At 64.4% G+C, this 20785-nt stretch carries 18 protein-coding genes; 9 read left to right on the forward strand and 9 right to left on the reverse strand.

The window, feature by feature from the left end:
- From EOC06_RS41485 to EOC06_RS01555, 5 genes are all read left to right on the forward strand, one after another.
- On the forward strand, positions 1–248 hold a 248-nt coding region (locus EOC06_RS41485), incomplete at its 5' end, for a Tm-1-like ATP-binding domain-containing protein (RefSeq protein ID WP_245469279.1).
- The gene (locus EOC06_RS01540) at positions 245–913 is read left to right on the forward strand and encodes an HAD family hydrolase (RefSeq protein WP_128306903.1); all 669 of its coding nucleotides are present in this window, start codon (positions 245–247) and stop codon (positions 911–913) included. The genes EOC06_RS41485 and EOC06_RS01540, both read left to right, overlap by 4 nt.
- A gap of 20 nt (positions 914–933) precedes the next feature.
- The gene (locus tag EOC06_RS01545) at positions 934–2283 is read left to right on the forward strand and encodes an aminotransferase class III-fold pyridoxal phosphate-dependent enzyme (protein ID WP_128306904.1); all 1350 of its coding nucleotides are present in this window, start codon (positions 934–936) and stop codon (positions 2281–2283) included.
- A gap of 35 nt (positions 2284–2318) precedes the next feature.
- Positions 2319–3611, forward strand: coding sequence for an aminotransferase class III-fold pyridoxal phosphate-dependent enzyme (locus EOC06_RS01550; protein WP_128306905.1), 1293 nt, complete (start codon positions 2319–2321; stop codon positions 3609–3611).
- On the forward strand, positions 3608–4630 hold the full coding sequence (locus tag EOC06_RS01555) for a phosphotransferase enzyme family protein (protein WP_127266754.1): 1023 nt from the start codon (positions 3608–3610) through the stop codon (positions 4628–4630). Before EOC06_RS01550 ends, EOC06_RS01555 begins: the two co-directional genes overlap by 4 nt.
- Positions 4631–4657: 27 nt before the next feature.
- Here EOC06_RS01555 and hpaH read toward each other — a convergent pair whose 3' ends face one another.
- Genes hpaH through EOC06_RS01580 form a run of 5 tightly spaced genes read right to left on the reverse strand, consistent with a single transcriptional unit; the run spans position 4658 to position 9272 of the window.
- Positions 4658–5464 carry a 2-oxo-hept-4-ene-1,7-dioate hydratase gene (gene hpaH, locus EOC06_RS01560; protein WP_128306906.1) on the reverse strand — a complete coding sequence of 269 codons (807 nt, stop codon included), beginning with the start codon at positions 5462–5464 and terminating at the stop codon, positions 4658–4660.
- Positions 5461–6336 carry a fumarylacetoacetate hydrolase family protein gene (locus tag EOC06_RS01565; RefSeq protein ID WP_128306907.1) on the reverse strand — a complete coding sequence of 292 codons (876 nt, stop codon included), beginning with the start codon at positions 6334–6336 and terminating at the stop codon, positions 5461–5463. The genes hpaH and EOC06_RS01565 overlap by 4 nt, the downstream gene beginning before the upstream one ends.
- A 25-nt stretch (positions 6337–6361) precedes the next feature.
- Positions 6362–7342 (reverse strand): 3,4-dihydroxyphenylacetate 2,3-dioxygenase, encoded by a 981-nt coding sequence (gene hpaD, locus EOC06_RS01570; RefSeq protein ID WP_127266757.1) that lies wholly within the window; start codon positions 7340–7342, stop codon positions 6362–6364.
- A gap of 14 nt (positions 7343–7356) precedes the next feature.
- Positions 7357–8874 carry a 5-carboxymethyl-2-hydroxymuconate semialdehyde dehydrogenase gene (hpaE, locus tag EOC06_RS01575; RefSeq protein WP_128306908.1) on the reverse strand — a complete coding sequence of 506 codons (1518 nt, stop codon included), beginning with the start codon at positions 8872–8874 and terminating at the stop codon, positions 7357–7359.
- A gap of 11 nt (positions 8875–8885) precedes the next feature.
- Positions 8886–9272: a 5-carboxymethyl-2-hydroxymuconate Delta-isomerase gene (locus tag EOC06_RS01580; protein ID WP_127266759.1), complete on the reverse strand. Its 387-nt coding sequence runs from the start codon at positions 9270–9272 to the stop codon at positions 8886–8888.
- Positions 9273–9485: 213 nt separating this feature from the next.
- On the opposite strand from EOC06_RS01580, the gene hpaR reads away from it, so the two are divergent.
- Complete coding sequence (gene hpaR / locus EOC06_RS01585; RefSeq protein ID WP_245469281.1) at positions 9486–9881, forward strand: homoprotocatechuate degradation operon regulator HpaR; 396 nt, start codon at positions 9486–9488, stop codon at positions 9879–9881.
- 91 nt (positions 9882–9972) lie between these two features.
- Here the strand turns inward: hpaR and EOC06_RS01590 are convergent, their stop codons facing one another.
- From EOC06_RS01590 to EOC06_RS01605, 4 genes are all read right to left on the reverse strand, one after another.
- A complete protein-coding gene (locus EOC06_RS01590) occupies positions 9973–11088 on the reverse strand; it encodes an aminomethyltransferase family protein (RefSeq protein WP_245469280.1) in 1116 nt (371 codons plus the stop codon).
- A gap of 68 nt (positions 11089–11156) precedes the next feature.
- The gene (locus EOC06_RS01595; RefSeq protein ID WP_128306911.1) at positions 11157–11933 is read right to left on the reverse strand and encodes an ABC transporter substrate-binding protein; all 777 of its coding nucleotides are present in this window, start codon (positions 11931–11933) and stop codon (positions 11157–11159) included.
- Between the two features lie 125 nt (positions 11934–12058).
- Entirely contained in the window at positions 12059–13816 is a 1758-nt protein-coding gene (locus tag EOC06_RS01600) for a hydantoinase B/oxoprolinase family protein (protein ID WP_128306912.1), read from the reverse strand.
- Between the two features lies 1 nt (position 13817).
- Positions 13818–15902, reverse strand: coding sequence for a hydantoinase/oxoprolinase family protein (locus EOC06_RS01605; protein ID WP_128306913.1), 2085 nt, complete (start codon positions 15900–15902; stop codon positions 13818–13820).
- A gap of 220 nt (positions 15903–16122) precedes the next feature.
- On the opposite strand from EOC06_RS01605, the gene EOC06_RS01610 reads away from it, so the two are divergent.
- The 3 genes from EOC06_RS01610 (at position 16123) to EOC06_RS01620 (ending at position 20591) form a co-directional block, all read left to right on the forward strand.
- Positions 16123–16950 carry a ferredoxin--NADP reductase gene (locus EOC06_RS01610; protein WP_128305130.1) on the forward strand — a complete coding sequence of 276 codons (828 nt, stop codon included), beginning with the start codon at positions 16123–16125 and terminating at the stop codon, positions 16948–16950.
- 153 nt (positions 16951–17103) lie between these two features.
- Positions 17104–18153, forward strand: a complete 1050-nt coding sequence (deoC, locus tag EOC06_RS01615) for a deoxyribose-phosphate aldolase (RefSeq protein ID WP_127380899.1) — start codon at positions 17104–17106, stop codon at positions 18151–18153.
- Positions 18154–18218: 65 nt separating this feature from the next.
- Positions 18219–20591, forward strand: a complete 2373-nt coding sequence (locus EOC06_RS01620; protein ID WP_128306914.1) for an aldehyde dehydrogenase family protein — start codon at positions 18219–18221, stop codon at positions 20589–20591.
- Positions 20592–20785: the final 194 nt, after the last annotated feature.

Below are 20785 nucleotides of genomic sequence, written 5' to 3' on the forward strand. Positions count from 1 at the left end.
CCTTCACCCTGCCTACCGGCGGCATCCAGGAATGGGACGTGCAGGGCGAGCCGCTCTATGAACCCGAGGCTCTCGCGGCCTTCGCAGATGAAATGCGCAGGGCTATTCCCGCCGGGGTCGAGTTCCACGAGATCGACGCTCACATCAACAGCGACGACTTCGTCGGCAAGGCGCTCGAGATATTCGACCGCTGGGTCGAGGAAGGCATCGTCCCGCGCGGCAAGCCGGCCAAGGGAGTGGCAGCGTGAGCGCTGTTCCCGCCCAGGCGCTTGTCCTTGATTTCGGCGGCGTCGTCACCCGGACGCTGTTCGAGACGCATGCCTTGACCGAACAGGCGCTCGGCCTTGCGCCGGGAACGCTGCAATGGCGCGGGCCGTTCGATCCGGACAGCGATCCGCTGTGGCGCGCGATGCAGGCCGACGAGATCAGCGAGCGCGACTACTGGCGCTCCCGCACCAGTGAGGTCGGTCGGCTGGTCGGCGAGGACTGGCAGGCGATGGAGACCTTCGTCCAACGAGCGCGCGGCGCCGAGCCGGAAAAGGTGGTGCGGCCCGAGGCCGACAGCGCCATTCGCACGGTGCATGCGGCGGGTTTTCGGCTGGCGATCCTGTCAAACGAACTCGACCTGTTCTACGGCGCCGATTTCCGCCGGCGGCTGCCGTTGCTCGGCCTGTTCGACCTCATCGTCGACGCCACCTATACCGGCATCCTCAAGCCCGATCCACGCGCCTATGCCTTCGTCACCGAGGCGCTCGGCCTGCCTGCCGGCGCTTGCGTCTTCGTCGACGACCAGCGGCGCAATGTCGATGGCGGCTGTGCTGCCGGCATGCGCACGGTCCATTTCGACGTCGCTCGCCCGGCTCATTCCTATGCCGAAGCCCTCGGTCATTTCGGCCTCGTCCCAGTTGCCTGAGATTTTTTGCGGAGTCCTCTATGCGCGACATCAATTTTCTCACCGAAACCAACGCTAGGCCGATCTGGCACCCGATGGCGCATCCGGCCGAGATGCGGGCCAACCCGCCAAAGGTGATCATGAAAGGCGAGGGTGTGATGGTCACCGACATCGCCGGCAACACCGTGCTCGACGCCGTCGGCGGCCTGTGGAACGTCAATCTCGGCTACAGCTGCGAACCGATCAAGCAGGCGATCGCCGACCAGCTTTCGGCGCTGCCCTATTATTCCGGTTTTCGCGGCACCTCGACAGGCCCGTCGATCGAGCTCGCCTACGAACTCTGCGAATGGTTCGAGCCAGAAGGCATGGTTCGGACCTTCTTCACCTCGGGCGGTTCGGACTCGGTCGAAACAGCGCTGCGGTTGGCCCGGCAATACTGGAAGATCCGCGGCCAGGCCGATCGGACAAAATTCCTCGCCTTGAAGAAGGGCTATCACGGCACGCATTTCGGCGGCGCCTCTGTCAACGGCAATGCCAATTTCCGCCGCAACTACGAGCCGCTGCTGCCCGGCGTCTTCCACATTCCGGCACCCTGGACCTTCCGCAACCCGTTCGACGAGACCGACCCGGCGCGGCTGGCGAAACTCTGCGCCAGGGCGCTGGAGGACGAGATCGCCTTCCAGGGTGGCGACACCATCGCCGCGTTCATCATGGAGCCGGTTCTCGGCGCCGGCGGCGTCATCGTTCCGCATGAGAGCTTCATGCCGCTGGTGCGCGAGATCTGCGACCGCCACGAGATCCTGCTGATCGCCGACGAAGTTGTCACCGGCTTCGGCCGCACCGGCGCCTGGTCGGGTTCGCGGCTGTCGGGTGTGAAGCCGGATTTCATGACCATCGCCAAGGCGATCACCTCGGGCTATTTCCCGCTCGGCGCGACCTTGATCGGCGGCAAGGTAGCCGATGTCTTCGAGGCCGACAAAACCAGCTTCGGCGCCATCGGCCATGGCTATACCTATTCCGGCCATCCGGTCGGCTGCGCGGCGGGGCTGGCGGCGCTTGCCGAAACCAAACGGCTTCGCCTGAACGAGAACGCGGCCGCACGTGGCATCGAACTCGCGGCTGTGCTGGAGGGGCTGAAGGCCAGGCACGCGATCGTCGGCGATGTCCGGTACAAGGGCCTGATGGCGGCGCTGGAGCTGGTCTCGGACCGCGCCACCAAGAAGCCTGCCGACAAGAAGACCATGGCCCTGGTTTCGGAGGCCGCCTATGAGGCCGGCGTCATGCTGCGCGTCTCCGGCAACGCCATCATCCTGTCACCGCCGCTTATCATCAGCGCTGCGGATGTCGCGAAGATCGGCGAAGCATTGGATGCAGGCCTGTCGAAGGTCTGACGGGTTAGTGGATGGAACGGAGTTTTGAGACGCAAATGACTCAATCGCAAGAAACACTGGTTAGCCGGCGTTCCCGCCTGCTCGGCGCGAAATCGCAATTGTTCTACGACGAGCCCGTGCATCTGGTGCGCGGCGAAGGCGTCTGGCTCTACGATGCCGATGGTCGGAAATATCTCGACGCCTACAACAATGTCGCACATGTCGGCCACTGCCACCCGCATGTGGTCGAAGCCCTGTGCCGGCAGGCCAGCCTGCTCAACACCCACACGCGCTATCTGCACACCGCCATCCTCGATTATGTCGAGCGGCTGACCGCGACCTTCGATGCCAGCCTGTCGTCCGCCATCCTGACCTGCACCGGCAGTGAGGCCAACGACATCGCGCTGCGCATGGCGCAGGCCGCCACCGGCCGCATGGGCGTCATCGCCACCGACGCCACCTACCATGGCAACACCACGGCGGTTTCGCAGCTCAGCACCCGCATGCCGCCGGTCGGTGGCCGCGCCCGCAATGTCAGGCTGGTGCCGGCGCCTGACAGCTATCGCCATCAGGATGCGATGGCCAACGGCAAAGCCTTTGGCGACGCGGTGCGCGAAGCCATCGCCTCGCTGGAGCAGGATGGCATCGGCCTGTCCGGCATCATCCTGTGTCCGCTACTCGCCAATGAAGGCTTTCCGACGCTCCCATCCGGATTTTTCGACGACGCGATGCGCGCGGTGCGTGACGCCGGCGGACTGGTCATCGCCGATGAGGTGCAGCCCGGTTTCGGCCGCACCGGCAGTCATTTCTGGGGCCACCAGCGCGCTGGCTTCGTGCCCGACATCGTCACCATGGGCAAGCCGATGGGCAACGGCCATCCGGTCGCCGCGGTGGTCACCACCAAGGACACATTGGCGACCTTCCGCAACGCTTTCCGTTACTTCAACACCTTTGGCGGCAATCCGGTTTCCTGCGCGGTGGCCAATGCCGTCCTCGACGTCATCGAGCAGGAAGATCTCGTCGCCAACGCACGTGACGTCGGCGCCTATGCGCTCGGTCTGCTGCGCCCGCTGGCCGAGCGCCATGAATGCATCGGCGAGGTCAGGGGCGCCGGCCTGTTCTTCGGCGCCGAACTGGTTCACGACCGCGAGACGCGCGAGCCGGCGCCCGACATTGCCGAGCAGGTCGCCAACCGCATGCGCCACCGCGGCGTGCTGATGGGCAAGACCGGCATCCACGGTAATGTGCTGAAGATCCGCCCGCCCATGCCGTTCTCGCGCGACAATGCCGACGTCCTGATCGGCGCCCTCGACGAGGTGCTGGGTGAAGTCGGCGGAGTGAAGGCGTGAACGCTGTTTCCACGCAATCCGAGCCCGAGACGGCAGCCGATGTCACCGAGCTTGCCAAGCGCGCGCTCGAACATTGGGGCATTCGTGAGGGTGAGCCAGAGCTGCTGAAATTCCGCGAGAACGCGGTGTTTCGCGTCATCTTGCCAACAGGCCAGCCGGCCGCCATGCGCATTCATCGGCTTGGCTATCACACGGACGCCGCCCTGCGCTCGGAACTGCAATGGATGGGCTTTTTGCAAGCGGCCGGCATCGCCACGCCATCTGCGGTCGCCACGCCGGCCGGCGATCTGTTCGTGCTTGTCAGCGCCAACGCCTCAGTGCAACCCCGGCAAGTCGATTGCTTGAGCTGGCTGGAAGGCCGCGCCGTCGGCGCGCGAGGCGTGCCGCTGGATTTTACGCCCGAGCAGGCAAGACAGGTCTTTACCGCGATGGGCCGAACCATCGCCCACATGCACAATGTCACGTCTGCCTGGACGCCGCCCGCCGGCTTTGCCCGCCATGCCTGGGATTTCAATGGCTTCTTCGGCGCGAACCCGAATTGGGGCCGCTTCGAGACCTCGCCCTTCCTCGACGGCCCTCATCGCGAGCTGGTTTTCCAGGCGCGGGAAAAGGCCGTGAAGGCGCTGTCGGAGCATGAACGCAGCGCCCGCAATTTCGGCATCATCCACGCCGATCTGGTGCGCGAGAATGTGCTCGTCCATGACGGCGCGATCCGCATCATCGACTTCGACGATTGCGGCCATGGCTGGCACATGTACGACCTTGCCGTCGCGCTCTACCAGAACCGCGATGAGGCGATCTATCCGCTGATCGAGGCCGCTTTGCTCGAGGGCTATCGGCAGGAGCGGGCACTGACCGCGCGCGACATCGCCGCGCTGCCGCTGTTTTCGGCGTTGCGTGCCTTTGCTTTCCTCGGTTGGGTGCAGAGCCGCGTCGAAGGCGACATCACCAGGGATGTCGGCCAGCGTATGTCGGCCATCGCAGCCGATGTGGTGATTGCCTATCTGCGTGGCGAATAGGGCCGATCAATAAGAACTGGCGGGTCATCAGCCCTTCGCGAAATGGATGCTGACCGTGCCCGAACTGCCGAAATCGGCGACGATCGTGTCGCCGGGCCGCGCCTCGACCGGGCGCACGAACGATCCCGAGAGCACCACCTCGCCAGCCGCGATCGACATGCCGTAGCGGGCGAGCCTGTCCGCCAGCCAGGCGATGCCCATGGCCGGGTGGTTGAGCACGCCGGCGCCGAGCCCGGTTTCCTCGACCTCGGCGTTGCGCGAGACGATGGCACCGATCCAGCGCATGTCGGCCTCATCAGGACGTTGCCGCCGGCCGCCGATGACGATGCCGGCATTGGCGGCATTGTCGGAAATCGTGTCGAAGAAGGTGCGCACCTTCTTCGTCTCCGCATTGACGCGCTCGATGCGCGTGTCGAGGATTTCCAGCGACGGGGTGATGTAGTCGGTGGCGTTGAGCACGTCGGAGATGGTCACGCCGGGGCCTTTCAGCGGCGCCTTCATGACGAAGGCGATCTCGGCCTCGACGCGCGGCTGGATGAAGCGGCCGGCCGGCACCGTCGCGCCGTCATGGAAGAACATGTCGTCGAACAGCACGCCCGAATCCGGCGTGTCGATGGCAAGCGCGTACTGCATTGCCTTCGATGTCAGCCCGATCTTCCAGCCCTTCGGCTTCAGCCCGGCATCGATCTTTCGCGTCACCAGCGCCGCTTGCACGCGGTAGGCGTCCTCCATCGTCGCATCGGGAAAATCGAGGCTGAGCAGACGGATCTGGCGGCGCGACCGCTCGGCCTCGAACAGCCGTGCCGCGGCGTCTTCCACTTGCTCCGGGGTCATTGCGCTGCCTCGTCGACGACACCGTTTCTGAGCACGCCGATGCCTTCGGCCTCCACCTCGATCACGTCGCCGGGCTTCAGCCAGATCGGCGGCTCGAAGCGGGCGCCGGCGCCCGTCGGCGTGCCGGTGACGATGACATCGCCCGGCACCAGCGTGGTGAAGGTCGAGATGTAGTTGATGATCTTGCGGAAGGAAAAAATCATCCGGCTGGTGCTGTCCTGCTGGCGCAACTCGCCATTGACGCGGGTGGTCAGCGCGATATCGGCGATCTGCGCCTCTTCGCTGAACGGCACCAGCCATGGGCCGATCGAGCCGCTGCGGTCGAAATTCTTGCCTTGCGTGACGTTGAACTTGGCATGCCGCACCCAGTCGCGGATGGTGCCCTCGTTGCACAGCGACAGCGCCGCGATATGGCCAAGCGCGTCGGCCTCGGCAATGCGCCGGCCAGCCTTGCCGATGACGATGACGATTTCGCCCTCATAGTCGAGCTGCGGTGATTCCGGTGGCCGCACCAGCGGCGCGCCATGGCCGACGAAGGAGCGGGGAAAGCGGACGAACAGCGACGGGTTGGAGGGCGCAGCCTGGCCATCCTTGTACTCCTCGTTACGGTCGGGGTAGTTGACGCCGACGCAGACGATCTTTTCCGGCGAAGGCACCGGGATTTCGTAGGCGATGGCGTCGAGCGGGAAATCTGGGGCAAACGCCTCCGCCTCTTCCGCCAGCCGCCGCAAGGCGCCGGCCTCGATCACTTCCCGCAACGTCGGCCATTGGCCGTGGCGCGCCGACAGGTCGACGACGCCCTTGCCGGTGACCGCGCCATAGCGCGCCTTGCCGCCGACGGTGAAGGTGGCGAGCCGGCCATGTCCAGTCATCCGTGTCTCCTCGTAAGGTTCATCGTCACGGCGCAATGATCGGCGAAGCCGCCAAATCCGGCTGGCGTGCCTTCGCTCCGGCAAACACACTGCCCTCCTCGAACCAGCTTTTCGGCGCCGGCGCGCCCCACAGCGTCTGGCGTTGCGGGTCCTTGAGGTCCCATTTTATCGGCTCGAGGTCCGGATCGACCGTCTGGTAATCCGAACAGTAAATCTCGATGCGGTGGTTGTCCGGGTCTCTGACATAGAGGAAGAAGGCGTTGGAAATGCCGTGCCGGCCGGGGCCGCGTTCGATGTTCGGCAAATAGCCCGTCGTTGCCATCAGATCGAGCAGGTCGATGATGTTGAGCGGCGTCGGCACCCAGAAGGCGACATGGTGCAGGCGCGGCCCGATGCCGTTGGTGAAGGCGATGTCGTGCACGCCGCCCTTGCGGTGCGTCCACGCCGCCCACAGCCTTCCGCTGCTGGCGTCCTCGGTATACTCGGTCACCCGGAAGCCGAGCTCGTTGTAGAACGCCACCGATTCATCGACGTTCGGCGAGAAGCAGTTGAAGTGGTCGATGCGCAGTGGCTTGACGCCCTTGTACAGCGCATATTTCTGGTGGATCGGCGGCAGCCGCTCCATCTCCGCGTAGAATTCAAGCGGAATGCCGTGCGGATCGCGGGTGCGGAAGGTGCGCGACTGGTAAGGCCGCTCGACCCATTCCACCGGCAGGCCCTTGTCCTTGAAGAAATGCACTGCCTTGTCGAGGTCTTCATCCGAGAAGACCTTGAAGCCAAGGTCGCGCGCTTCGGCCGTGGCCGCCTTCTTCAGCACGATGCAATGGTGCCCACGCTCCTCCAGCGCCCTGAGATAGATGGTGTCCGATGTCTCGTCGGTGACCTGCAGGCCGAGCGTATCGACATAGAAGGCGCGGGATTTGGCGAGGTCGGTGACGGCCAGCTCGACATGGCTGAGGCGCACGATGTTGAAGGCGGGGTAGAGATTGGGCTTGGGCAAGGGCATCTGATTTCCTCCGGTCAGCCGCCGAGTTTCTGGATCGCGTGCGCCGTCGTCGCAAAGGCTATGTTCTTCGTCTCCATGTAGAAGTCGAAGGAATGGTCCCCGCCGTCGCGGCCGATGCCGGAATTCTTGACGCCGCCGAACGGTGTCGGCAAATGGCGCACATTCTCGGAATTGACCCAGATCATGCCGGCATCGAGCGCGTCTGTGAAGCGGAAGGCGCGGGTGACGTCCGAGGTCCAGAGATAGCCGGTCAGGCCGTATTGCGTGTCGTTGGCCAGCGCAAGCGCCTCGGCCTCGTCGTTGAAGGGAATGGCGCTCAGCACCGGCCCGAAAATCTCCTCCTGCGCAATGCGCATGCCGTTGGTGACGTTGGTGAACAGTGTCGGGCCGACATAACAGCCGCCGCCCGGCCCATCGACCTTGCCGCCGCCGACGGCGAGCGTGGCCCCCTCCGACCTGCCGATGTCGATATAGGACAGCACCTTCTTCTCATGCACCGGATGGATGAGCGGGCCGACCACCGTTTTCGGATCGAGCGGATGGCCGACGACGATGCGCTTCGCCCTCTCCGCGATTTTGGCGGTGAAGCTTTCATAGATCGAAGCTTCGACCAGCAGTCGCGACGACGAGGTGCAGCGTTCGCCATTCAGCGAATAGATCATGAATACGGCGGCGTCGGCGGCGCGTTCGAGATCGGCGTCGGCAAAGACGATCACCGGGTTCTTGCCGCCAAGCTCGAAATGCACGCGCTTCAGCGTGTCGGCGCCTTGTTTCATGATCATCGAGCCGGTACGGCTCTCGCCGACAAAGCCGATCGCCTTGATGTCGGGATGCTCGGTCAACGCCTTGCCGGCATCTTCACCCAGGCCGTTGACCAGGTTCCACACACCCTTCGGCAGACCGGCCTCCTCGGCGATCTCGACCAGCAGGCGGGCGGTCAGCGGCGAAAATTCAGCCGGCTTATGAACCACGGTGCAGCCGGCCGCCAGCGCCGGCGCGATCTTCCAGGTCGACAGCATGAACGGCGTGTTCCACGGCGTGATGATGCCGATCGGGCCGATCGGAACGCGCGTCGTGATGTTGACCTGGCCGGACGTCCGCAGCGTCTCGCCGTCTCGGGCTTCGGGTGCACGGTCGGCGAAGAAGCGGAAATTCTCGGCACCCCGCAACGCCGCCTTGGCCATGAACTTCAGCGCCTGGCCGGTATCCATGCATTCGACGAAGGCTATCTCCTCGGCACGCGCCTCGATCGCGTCGGCGATTCTGTGCAGCAGCTTCTTGCGCGCTTCGCCCGGCATGGCGGCCCAGGCCGGAAACGCCGCCTTCGCCGCCCTGGCGGCGCGGTCGATATCGGCAGCCCCGCCGCGCGCGACACTTGCCAGCGGCTTCAGGTCGACCGGCGACAGCGTTTCGAACGTCGTGCCGTCGAGCGCCGGTACCGCCTCGCCGCCGATCTGGTTCAACACGCCATCGCGCCTGAAGCGGTCCATATAGGCCTCGGCCTTGTTCAGATTGCCTTGCAGGTCGGACATATCGGGTTCCGTCACTTGCCGCGCAGTCGCGGGTGGATTGCGTTTCTCTTCCAACTCAGCTCCGGGTCGATTTCCCGGATTTCGAGCGACAGGGCGAAATGCGGGGTCTCGAACAGCCCGGCGAGATATTCGCTCACCGCCGCGAAGACGGCTTCGCCGGTCCGCTTCTTCTCATCAGGGCTGCGGCCGGTGCCGATGCGAAACGACATGTCGAGAAAAGCGTTTTCCGGCAGACTGTCGGCCATCGCGTAAGCCTCGGCGCGAAAGGCCCGCACCCGCACGGCGCCGGTCTCGAACAGCCCGGTGTCCAGCACGGTGCGCAACACCAGCGCGCACAATTCGCCCATGTCGACCTTGGCATCGAGATTGGCTGAATACTCGATGGAGAAGTGAGGCACGGCGTTTCCCTGGTCTATTGCTTTTGTTGTAGTTAACGCGTTAATTACATGCAACGCCGACGAAGTCAAGTCTTGCATCGGCCTTGGCGCAACGATACGGGATGGCATGAACGGGCCCTGGCAGGGGGATTCGGCCGAGGGAGGGGCCTGTTCGATCGCAAGCGTGGGAGGCTCTTTTTCTTGCTGCCTGAAAACACCCGTCGTTCTCTGCCAATGGCGCTGCTTCATGCCCGCGAAGCGGTGATGGCGCGGTTTCGGCCGATGCTTGCGGCGCATGACGTGACCGAACAGCAATGGCGCGTGCTGCGCGTGCTGAGCGAAGCCGGCCCGGTCGAGGCGACGGAACTCGCCGACCGCGCCTCGGTTTTGCCGCCCAGCCTGACGCGCATCATCAAGGCGCTCGAGGGCCGCAAATTCATCACCCGCAACAAGGCCGAAGGCGACGGCCGACGCGTCGTTCTAAGCATTGCGCCCGCCGGTTCCGCCCTGATCGACGCCCTGTCGCCCGAGCGTCGCGTCATTTATGACGACATCGAACAGCGATTCGGCCACGAAAAGCTCAAGCAGTTGCTCGATCTGCTGGAGACGCTGATCGACGGCGAGAGCTGATCGTTCCGGCTACCTCAGAAGTTTCGACGGTCGCTTGGGTTGACGGCCCCGCATACCTTGGAAATGGCCGAAACACCCGAAGGGGGGTCAGCTAACCTCGCAACCTCGCCCCTTCCGGATCGAAGAACGGTATCGGAGCCACCACCGCACGCGTCGGCTTACCACCAATATCAATGCTCAATTCGGTGCCGACAGCCGTGAAGGGCAGCCGCAGATGCGCGGTGGCCAGCACCTTGCCGAGGGAATAGCCGTGGTCGCTGTAGGTGACGATGCCGGCGTCCTCGCCATCGGCCAGAACCCTGGCATCGGTCGCGGCCGGCTTGTCGCCGTCGAGGATCAGTCCGACCCATTGCTCGTCGAGGCCGGTGTCGCGGACCTTGAGAAGCGCCTCGCGGCCGACGAAATCGCCCTTGTCGAACTTGATCCAGCGGTCGAGGCCGACATGGAACGGGGTGCGGCTCTCGTCCATGTCGATGCCGTGCGCCGGATAGGCCTTTTCCAGGCCCAGCGTGAACATCGCCAGCACGCCATAGGGTTTCAGGCCAAAGTCACGGCCGGTGCGCATCAGCGCGTCCCAGAGAGAGGCCGCCTCGTCGGCCGGCACGAACAGTTCGAAGCCGAGTTCGCCGGTGACGCCGGTGCGCGAGATCAGTACTCTCGTGCCGTTGATATGGCCCGACGTGAATGACCAGCGCTTCAGTCCATCCAGATCGGCATCCGCGATCAACGCTTTCAGCAGTTCGCGCGAGCGCGGACCCTGGATGGTCGGGAAGGCGATGGCCGCCGTGATGTCGGTGACATAGGCCTTGCGGCCCTGAGCGTGATGCTGCAGCCAGGGCAGCATCTTCAGCCGGTTGACCGAGCCGGTCACCAGCATGAAGTGCTCCGGGCCCAACCGAAACACGGTGAGGTCGTCCATGATGCCGCCATCCTCGCGGCAGACCGTGGAATAGCGGACCTGGCCCGGTTTCATGGCAGCGGCATTATTGACGATGACATGGTTGACCAGCGCCTCGGCATCCGGCCCCTTGATATCCATCTTGCCCATGGTGCTGAGATCCTGCACGCCGACATTCCTGCGGGTGTTCAGGTGCTCGTCGGCAACGCCGGAATAAGTTTTGGCCGAGATGAAATCGCCCCCGACACGACCCATGGTCGCGCCCAGCCCGACGATGCTGCTGTAGAAAGGGGAACGCCGCTCAGCCAAGGAAGTCTCCATCGTTCAAGAAAACGGCAGCGCCAGGCAGCGCTGCCGGAAGGCATCTGTTGTCGTTCTCAGCTGCCGTAGACGTCGAAGGAAAAGTATTTGTCGTTGATTTCCTTGTACTTGCCATTGGCGCGCAGCGCGTCGATGGCCGCATTGAGCTTGTCGGCCAACTCCTTGTTGCCCTTCTGCAGGGCGATGCCGACGCCGGGGCCGTGTATGGCCGGATCGGCCGTCAGCGTGCCGAGCAGCTTGCAGCAGGCGCCGTCTGGCTTCTTCAACCACTCGGTCAGGATGATCGAGCCGTCCATCATCGCGTCGAGGCGGCCATTGGCCATGTCGGTGCGGGCATCGTCGCCCGTCGGATAGGCCTTGACCGTCGAGCCTGCATATTTCTGGTCGGCGAATTTCTGGTGGATAGTCGCGGTCTGCACGCCGAGCGCCTTGCCTTTCAGATTGTCCGGCGAGGTGCCTGATATAGTCGAATCCTTCGGTACGGCGATGGCCGGCGGCGTCTGGTAGTATTTGTGGGTGAACTCGACCTTCTCGGCCCGCTCCGGCGTGATGGTGATGTTGATGATGGCGTCGAACTTGCCGGCCTGCAGCGCCGGTATGGAACCATCGAAATCCTGCACGCTGAATTCGCACTCGGCCTTCATCTCGGCGCACAGCGCCTTCCCCAAGTCGATGTCGAAGCCGCCCAGCGTGCCGTCGGCACTGGCGTAATTGAAGGGCGGATAGGCGCCCTCGGTGCCGATCCTGAGTTTTTTGTCCTGGGCGGAGGCGGCGCCCGTGGCAAGGGTGAGAGCGACGGAAGCGGCAAGCACGAAACGACCGAAAAGACGCATGTTCGAGTTCCCCGTTGAAAGCGGGAAGTCTACGGGCTTTCATGATCCCGGCGGAGACGGAAACGACATGCGCTGCGGCGATCGCGGCGCGGCGAGCGGACCAAGCCCTCACGATTGGTCGTGCGTTAGCCGGCGCGCTGCTTGTTCGTCGCTGTCCGGTCGATGCCGAGTTCGCCTGCCGAGAGGACAACGCCAAATTTTTCGTTGGCTTCCTCGACCGTATAGTAACCCAACGCCACGTCGCGCAGCACCAGATCCGGATCGCGCTGCAGCGGATCGCCGTAGCCGCCACCGCCCGGCGTGCCGACACGCACGCGGTCGCCGGCCTTGAGCGCGATGTCCTGCTCCTTGGACAAATGCGGCGGTACATGTTCCTCGCCGTTGCGGAAGACGGTCACCATGTTGACCGCGCCATCCCTGCCGCCGAGTGCGCCTTGGGGGCCGAAACGGCCGTGATCCATGACGAAAGAAGCACGGGCGTCGCCGCGCAGGATTTCGACCTCATAGGCGAGGCCGAAACCGCCGCGATGCTTGCCGGCGCCGCCTGAACCTTCGCGCAAGGCATAGTGGCGGTAGAGCACCGGGAATGCCTGTTCCATGATCTCGACCGGCGGCGATTTGGAAATGCCGATGGTCGAACAGCCATTGGTCAGGCCGTCATGGCCTGAATTGCCGCCATAGCCGCCGCCGGAGATCTGGTACATGACGTAATCGCGGCCGCGCGCCGGGTCATTGCCGCCGAGCGCGAAATTGCCGCTGGAGCCGGCGGGAGCCGCCGTCACCTTGTCCGGCAGCGCCTGCACCATCGCCGCGAACACCGCCTCGGCGATGCGCTGCGACACCTCAGCCGCGCAGCCCGATACGGGACGCGGATATTTGGCGTCGAGGAACGTGCCTTCCGGACGCTTGACGATCAGCGGCTCGAAAGCGCCAGCACTGATCGGCACATCCGGGAAAATGTGGCGCATGGCGAGATAGACCGAGGACAAGGTGGTCGCCAGCACGCTGTTCATAGGCCCGGCGCAAGGCTTGGACGAACCGGCGAAATCGAAGGTCAGCGTATCGCCCTGCTTGTCGACGGCAAGCGCGATGGTCAGCGGCTCGTTGACCACCCCGTCGGAATCGACAAACGCCTTGGAATGGTAGGTGCCGTCGGGAATGGCTGAGATGTTGGCGCGCATCTGCTCGGCCGCGCGGCGGCGCAGTTCGGCGATCGCCTCGACAACCGTTTCATCACCGTAACGATCCAGGATCCCATTGAGCCTGTCCTGACCAATCAGCAGTGCCGCAGCCTGGGCGCGGATGTCGCCGATGCGCTGGTCGGCGACACGGATGTTGGAGCAGATGATGGCGTAGATCTCCGGATCGAGCACGCCCTTCTTGAACAGTTTTACGGGCGGCAGTCGCAGGCCTTCCTGCTCCACGGCAGTCGCCGAGGCTGAAAATCCGCCCGGCACCGAGCCGCCAATGTCGGGCCAATGGCCGGTGTTGGACAGCCAGCAGAAAATCTTGCCGTCCCGGTAGACCGGCATGGCAAAGCGCACATCCATCAGATGCGTGCCGCCGAGATAGGGATCGTTGACGATGTAGATGTCGCCCGGCTCCGGGGCCAAGCAGCGGCCATCGGCGATCATCTCGATCACCGTCCTGGTCGAATATTGCATGACGCCGACGAACACCGGCAGGCCCTGGCTGCCTTGCGCGATCAGCGAACCATCGACGGCCGAATAGATGCCGTCGGAGCGGTCATTGGCCTCGGCGATGACAGGCGAGAAGGCGGCGCGCGAGAAGGTCAGGTCCATCTCGTCGCAGACCTGCTGCAGTGCCGCCTGCAGGACCGAAAGGGTGATGGCGTCGAGCTTTGCCCTATCAAGATTTGGCATCTCAGGCCTCGCCAATGTCGATGATGATGTTGCCGTCGGCGTCGCTGCGTGCGCGGTCGCCGGGCTCGAGCACGGTGGTGGCGTCCATCTGTTCGAGGATCGCCGGCCCTTCGATTTCAGCGTCGAGCGGCAGTTTTTCGCGCGCGTATACCGGCGTGTCGTGCCAGCGTCCGCTGTACCAGACCGGCCGGATCTCGCGCCGCGCCTCGTCGAGCGTTGTTGCGCGCCCAGCCGGGTCGATTAGGCGCGACAGGTCTATCGACGGGCGGACGCCCGTCACCGAGGTGTTGAGATTGACGAGGTTGGCGCGGATTTCCGGCAGTTCGACCTTGAAGCGGGCAAAATAGGCCTTTTCGAAAAGCTGCTGCAGCGTTGCCCGCGTCACCGATGAGGACGGCAGCGGCACGTTGATGATGTGGGTCTGGCCGACGAACTGCATGTCGGCGGAGTGCGTGACGCGGATCGTCTCCGGCTTCACCGCTTCCTTGCCGATCAGCTCTTCGCCTTCGTTCCGGTGCCGTTCCAATACGGTGCGAAGCTGTGTTTCGTCGAGCACCGCCACCGGCTGGTTGACGGTGTTGACGAAATCATGGCGCAGGTCAGCGACGACGCAGCCGAGTGCGTTGGTGATGCCCGGACGCGCCGGTACCAGCACCCGGGGCAGGCCGAGTTCGCGCGCCAGGGCCGTTGCGTGCAGCGGGCCGGCGCCGCCAAAGGCGAACAGCGCGAAATCACGAGGGTCATGGCCGCGCGACACCGAGACCATGCGGATGGCGCCCGCCATCTTCATGTTGCCGAGCCGCAGCACCGCGCCCGCCGCCTCGACGCCGGACAGGCCGGTCGCCTTGCCTATCTTGTCTTCGAAAATGCCGGTGACGCGCTCTGATGTGACGGGGTTTTGGACCGCCAGCAGCTTCTTCGGCGCCAGCCGGCCGAGCACCAGATTGGCGTCGGTAATGGTCGGCTCGAGGCCGCCGCGTCCGTAGCAGATCGGGCCGGGATTGGCGCCGGCACTTTCCGGACCGATCTGGATCAGGCCGGCCGCATCGACGCGGGCGATCGAGCCGCCGCCGGCGCCGACCGTGTGCACCGCCACCATCGGCACATGGATCGGCATCGCATATTCGATCTCGATCTCGTTCGACACTGCCGGCTCGGCATTGCGGATCAACGCCACGTCGGTCGAGGTGCCGCCCATGTCATAGGTGACGAGGTTTTCGAAGCCGGCGCGTTTTCCCGTATAGGCGGCGGCGATGACGCCCGAGGCCGGGCCGGACATGACCGTCTTGGCCGATTCACGTGTGACGAAGCGGGCCGAGATCATGCCGCCATTGCCGTTCATGATCAGGAAGTCGCGGGCATAGCCTTTCGCGCCCAATTCCTTGCGCAGCCGCTCGACGTAGCGCTCGAGGATCGGCTGCACGGAGGCGTTGACCGAAGCGGTCACGCCGCGTTCGAATTCGCGCGCTTCCGACAGCAGCGCGTGGCCTGCCGTGATGTAGCCGTTCGGCCAGAGTTCGGTGGCGATTTCGACGGCGCGCCGCTCATGTGCCGGATTGGCGTAGGAATGCAGGAAATGGATGACGAGGGATTCGCAACCGGCCGCGATCAGCGTCTGCACGGCGTCGCGCATCTCGGTCTCGTCGAGCGGCGTGCGCACCGCGCCCGACGCTTCGACGCGCTCCGAGACTTCGAGCCTGAGATTGCGAGGAATGATCGGGACGAAGCTGCCGGTCATGCCATAGGCCTGCGGGCGCGTGCGCCGGCCCAGTTCGATCACGTCGCGAAAACCGCGCGTGGTGATCATGCCGGTTTTCGCCAGCCGGCGTTCGAGCACCGCATTGGTGGTGGTGGTCGTGCCATGCACGATGAGGTCGATGCCGCCGATCGGAAATCCGGTGGCGCCGAGTGCCGAAACGACACCGAAAGCCTGGTTGTCCACCGTGGTCGGCGTCTTGGCCAGATACACCCGGCCGCCGTCGCTTCCGTCGATCAGGAGCAGGTCGGTGAAGGTGCCGCCGACATCGATACCGGCGACGACATTTCCCCGGGAATTGCGCGCTTGCGCCGAAATATTCTCTTCCATCGTCGAAACCCGAAATGCGCGGACTACGGATATGCGCCAGTTTGGAAAGCTGTTTTAAGGGAGCATCTTGACGCAAATATCGTTTGTATACTAATAAATTCCGGACACAAGAGCTTGCCGCTTTGCAGTGTGCGAACAGCCCGCCGGGATCTGAATGGTCCGGGCGTGCAGGTGAAAGTTTGGCGCCCGCGTCCACGGTTGGGCCAGAAGGTTGGATTTGATGAACACCACATCCGCTCTCAACACCGCCGGCGCCCGACCGCTGCAGTTCCCGATTCCGGCCAACGTCTATGCCGAAACCGTCGTCTCGGTGAAGCACTATACCGATCGGCTGTTCTCGTTCCGCATCACCCGTCCGCAGTCGCTGCGCTTCCGCTCCGGCGAGTTCGTCATGATCGGCCTGCCCAACGCCGAGAAGCCGGTGTACCGCGCCTATTCGGTGGCGAGCCCGGCCTGGGACGAGGAGCTGGAATTCTTCTCGATCAAGGTGCCGGACGGTCCGCTGACCTCCGAACTGCAGAAGATCCAGGTCGGCGATACGGTTATCATGCGCCAGAAGTCGACCGGCACGCTGGTGGTCGACGCGCTGACGCCGGCCAAGCGGCTGTTCATGATCTCGACCGGCACCGGCATCGCACCTTTCGCCAGCCTGCTGCGCGACCCCGACACCTACGAGAAATTCGATCAGCTGATCCTGACCCATACCTGCCGCGACAATGCGGAACTCACCTACGGCCAGGAGCTGGTCGCGGCGTTGGAAAGCGACCCGCTGATCGGCGAACTGACCACTGGGCGCGTCACGCTCTACAATTCAACGACCCGCGAGGACTCAGCGCGCATGGGCCGCATCACCGCGCTGATCGGCTCCGGCAAGTTCTACAGCGATCTCGGCATCGACAAGCTCAGCCCGGAAACCGACCGCATCATGATCTGCGGCTCGATGCATATGCTGAAGGACGTCAAGGAACTGGCCGAAAGCCTCGGCTTCGAGGAAGGTTCGCTGAGCCACCCGGCGACTTTCGTGGTCGAGCGCGCTTTCGTCGGCTGAGCCGCACCTGACATCTCGAAGTCTGCGTTTTTGACCACACGGTCAAAAACTGCTGCTTTCGCCGCCTTTTTCGGATATCACCGTCTGCAGGACTCGTGAAGTACGACTTCACGGGCTATCTTCGGCACACGTCGCTGAATGAAAGGGCAGGAGATGAGCAGCACAATCCGCGAAGCCGATGTTGGCTCGTCCAAGGTGACGCCGCTGCCGGCGCGTGCCGCCGCCAACACAGCCGTTCCACCGGACCATCGCATTGCGCGCAATCCCGGCATGAAGCTCGATCTCGGCTTCATGGAATCGGTGCGCAGCGTCAACCGCTCGGCGCTGGAACGGCGCGTCGCCAGCCTGACCAAGCGGCGCTCTATAAAGGCCGACAACCAGGCGGCCTGGCTGCTGCGCGCCGTCGCCTGCATGGATTTGACGACGCTGAATTCCAACGATACCGAGGAGCGCGTGCGCCGGCTCTGCGCCAAGGCGATCAATCCGTTCCGCCGCGACATCGTCGAGGGCCTCGGCATATCGGGTGAAACCATCCGCCCGGCCGCCGTCTGCGTCTACCATCCCTTCGTTGCCACCGCCGTCGATGCGGTGCGCGGCACCGGCATCCATGTCGCCGCCGTTTCCACCGCCTTCCCGCATGGCCTTACGCCGCTGTCGACCCGCCTGCAGGAGATCGAGGCCTCGGTCCGCGACGGCGCCGACGAGATCGACGTCGTCATCCCGCGCGGCCTGGTGTTCGGGGCCAAGTGGCGGGAGCTTTACAACGAGATCGTCTCGATGCGCGCCGCTTGCGGTGACGCTCATCTGAAGGTCATCCTCGGCACCGGCGACCTCGCCACGCTGCGCAATGTCATGCTGGCCTCGATGGTGGCGATGATGGCAGGCGCCGACTTCATCAAGACCTCGACCGGCAAGGAAAGCGTCAATGCGACGCTGCCCGTCGGCCTCGCCATGGTGCGCGCCATCAGGGCCTATTTCGAGGAAACCGGTTACCTCATCGGCTTCAAGCCGGCCGGCGGCATTTCCACCGCCAAGGCCTCGCTCGACTGGCTGGTGCTGATGAAGGAAGAGCTCGGCCGGCCATGGCTGGAGCCGGACCTGTTCCGCTTCGGTGCGTCGAGCCTTTTGACCGACATCGAGCGCCAGCTCGAGCACCATCTGACCGGACACTATTCGGCCAATCATCGCCACGCGATGGCTTGAGCGCACCACACCCGATCGGCTTTGCCGATCGACCCTCCCAGGCGGGAGGGTGAAGGAGGCACCTGATGAACATCCTCGATCGCTATCATGCCATGGAGTACGGCCCGGCGCCGGAAGCCCGCAACGAGGCCGATGCATGGCTTGCCGCGCGCGATTTCGGGAAGGCGCTGTTCATCGGCGGCGACTGGAAAGCCGCGTCCGGCGGCAAGACTTTCGAAACCAGCGAGCCGTCTTCCGGCAAGCTGCTGGCCAAGATATCCGACGCCAATGCCGTCGACATCGACGCGGCGGTTGCGGCGGCCACCAAGGCGCTGCCGAAGTGGTCGGCAGCCTCGGGCTATCAGCGCGCCAAGGTGCTTTATGCCATCGGCCGCGCCATGCAGCGTCACCAGCGCCTGCTCGCGGTGCTGGAGACCATCGACAATGGCAAGCCGATCCGCGAAAGCCGCGACATCGACGTACCGCTGGCGATCCGCCATTTCATCCACCATGCCGGCTGGGCGCAGGCGCTGGACAGGGATTTCCCCGGCCACAAGGGTGTGGGCGTCGTCGGCCAGATCATCCCGTGGAATTTCCCGTTGCTGATGCTGGCCTGGAAGATCGCCCCGGCGCTCGCCGCCGGCTGCACGGTGGTGCTGAAGCCGGCCGAGTTCACGCCGCTGACATCAATCCTGTTTGCCGAGATCTGCGAGCGCGCCGGCGTGCCGAAAGGTGTCGTCAACATCGTGCAGGGCGGCCCTGAGGCCGGCGTCGCCATCGTCAACCATCCCGGCATCCAGAAGATCGCCTTCACCGGTTCTTCCGAAGTCGGCAAGATCATCCGGAAAGCCACTGCCGGCTCGGGCAAGAAACTGTCGCTGGAACTTGGCGGCAAGTCGGCCTTCATCGTCTTCGAGGATGCCGATCTCGACAGCGCCGTCGAAGGCCTAGTCGATGGTATCTGGTTCAACCAGGGCCAGGTCTGCTGCGCCGGTTCGCGACTGCTGGTCCAGGAAGGCATCGCCGACGCCCTGATCGCCAAGGTCAAGACGCGGATGAGCCGGCTGCGCGTCGGCAGCCCGCTCGACAAGAACACCGATATCGGCCCGCTGGTCGACTTGACCCAGCTTGACCGCGTCAAGGGCCTGGTTGCCGAAGGTGCCAGGCAGGGCGCCGTCTGCTGGCAGCCGGATGCGGCGCTGCCGTCTTCCGGCTACTACCATCTGCCGACGCTCGCCACAGGTGTTTCGCCGGCTAACATATTGGCACAAGAAGAGGTGTTCGGCCCTGTTCTGGCGACCATGACCTTCCGCAACACCGAGGAAGCGATCGAGCTAGCCAACAACACGCGCTATGGCCTCGCCGCTTCGGTGTGGAGCGAGAACGTCAACCTTGCTTTGCACGTCGCGCCGCAATTGAAGGCCGGCGTGGTCTGGGTCAACGGCACCAACATGTTCGACGCCGCCTGTGGCTTCGGCGGCTACCGCGAGAGCGGTTTCGGCCGCGAGGGCGGGCGCGAGGGCATGTTCGAATATCTCACGGCAAAGCTGCCGCTCGGCCCGGTCGTCAAGCTGGCGACGACCTCCGCACAGCCTGTCGAGCAGGCCGACGGCTCGGCAATCGACCGCACGGCAAAGCTGTTCATCGGCGGCAAGCAGGTGCGGCCGGACGGCAATTATTCGCTCGCCATCGCCACCGCCAAGGGCAAGCTTGCCGGCGAAGTTGGGCTCGGCAGCCGCAAGGATATCCGCGATGCCGTCTCTGCCGCCCGCAGTGCCAAGGCCTGGCCGGAGGCGACCGCCTATAACAGGTCCCAGGTGCTCTATTATCTGGCCGAGAATCTTTCCGGCCGTGCCGGCGAGTTCGCCGCCCGTCTCACCGAATTGACCGGCGCTACGCCCAAGGCCGCGCGGGAAGAGGTAGAACAATCCATTGAACGGCTGTTCCTCTATGCCGGTCTGGCCGACAAGTTCGAGGGCCGCGTGCACCAGCCGCCGGCGCGTGCCGTGACGCTGGCGCTTCATGAACCGGTCGGCGTCGTCGGCATCGTCGCCCCCGATAGCTCGCCGCTGCTCGGTCTGATTTCGCTGGTCGCACCGGCGCTGGCCATGGGCAACACCGTGGTTGCGGTGCCGTCGGAGCGCTACCCGCTGCTGGCCACCGATCTCTACCAGGTCATCGAATATTCCGACATTCCCTCAGGCGCCATCAACATCGTCACCGGCCGCAGCGCCGAACTTGCCGGCGTGCTGGCCAAGCATGACGATGTCGACGGGCTCTGGGTGTTCGCCGACGCAGAGACCTGCGCCAAGGCGGAGGCAGAGTCCATCGGCAACCTCAAGCGCGTCTGGAGCGGCAATGGCCGCGGCATCGACTGGGCATCCGACGAAGCCGCCGGCGACGCCTTCCTGCGCCGCGCCGTCGAGGTCAAGAATGTCTGGGTGCCTTACGGCGATTGATGTCCCGCCGGTGCTGTCGAGATCGTGTTCGGGCTTGACGCATGGACAGATGTTCTTTAACGAGAAAAAACATCTTTATCAGTGAACGGTCAACGGCGCAGGCTGCACGATCACGCGTGACTGGCACATGACGCCTTGGCCAGCCGCAGGTAGACCCGGACTATCCCCAGCGGACGAGGAGAACAGTATGTCGG

It is taken from the genome of Mesorhizobium sp. M7A.F.Ca.MR.362.00.0.0 (assembly GCF_004023175.1).
Taxonomy (GTDB): domain Bacteria; phylum Pseudomonadota; class Alphaproteobacteria; order Rhizobiales; family Rhizobiaceae; genus Mesorhizobium.

Bases quoted from the DNA above. Each gene is read 5' to 3' on its own strand.
- EOC06_RS01545 (WP_128306904.1), top strand. From the start codon at position 934: ATGCGCGACATCAATTTTCTCACCGAAACCAACGCTAGGCCGATCTGG.
- EOC06_RS01550 (WP_128306905.1), top strand. From the start codon at position 2,319: ATGACTCAATCGCAAGAAACACTGGTTAGCCGGCGTTCCCGCCTGCTC.
- hpaH (WP_128306906.1), bottom strand. From the start codon at position 5,464: ATGACCCCGGAGCAAGTGGAAGACGCCGCGGCACGGCTGTTCGAGGCC.
- EOC06_RS01565 (WP_128306907.1), bottom strand. From the start codon at position 6,336: ATGACTGGACATGGCCGGCTCGCCACCTTCACCGTCGGCGGCAAGGCG.
- hpaD (WP_127266757.1), bottom strand. From the start codon at position 7,342: ATGCCCTTGCCCAAGCCCAATCTCTACCCCGCCTTCAACATCGTGCGC.
- hpaE (WP_128306908.1), bottom strand. From the start codon at position 8,874: ATGTCCGACCTGCAAGGCAATCTGAACAAGGCCGAGGCCTATATGGAC.
- hpaR (WP_245469281.1), top strand. From the start codon at position 9,486: ATGGCGCTGCTTCATGCCCGCGAAGCGGTGATGGCGCGGTTTCGGCCG.
- EOC06_RS01595 (WP_128306911.1), bottom strand. From the start codon at position 11,933: ATGCGTCTTTTCGGTCGTTTCGTGCTTGCCGCTTCCGTCGCTCTCACC.
- EOC06_RS01600 (WP_128306912.1), bottom strand. From the start codon at position 13,816: ATGCCAAATCTTGATAGGGCAAAGCTCGACGCCATCACCCTTTCGGTC.
- EOC06_RS01605 (WP_128306913.1), bottom strand. From the start codon at position 15,902: ATGGAAGAGAATATTTCGGCGCAAGCGCGCAATTCCCGGGGAAATGTC.
- EOC06_RS01610 (WP_128305130.1), top strand. From the start codon at position 16,123: ATGAACACCACATCCGCTCTCAACACCGCCGGCGCCCGACCGCTGCAG.
- deoC (WP_127380899.1), top strand. From the start codon at position 17,104: ATGAGCAGCACAATCCGCGAAGCCGATGTTGGCTCGTCCAAGGTGACG.
- EOC06_RS01620 (WP_128306914.1), top strand. From the start codon at position 18,219: ATGAACATCCTCGATCGCTATCATGCCATGGAGTACGGCCCGGCGCCG.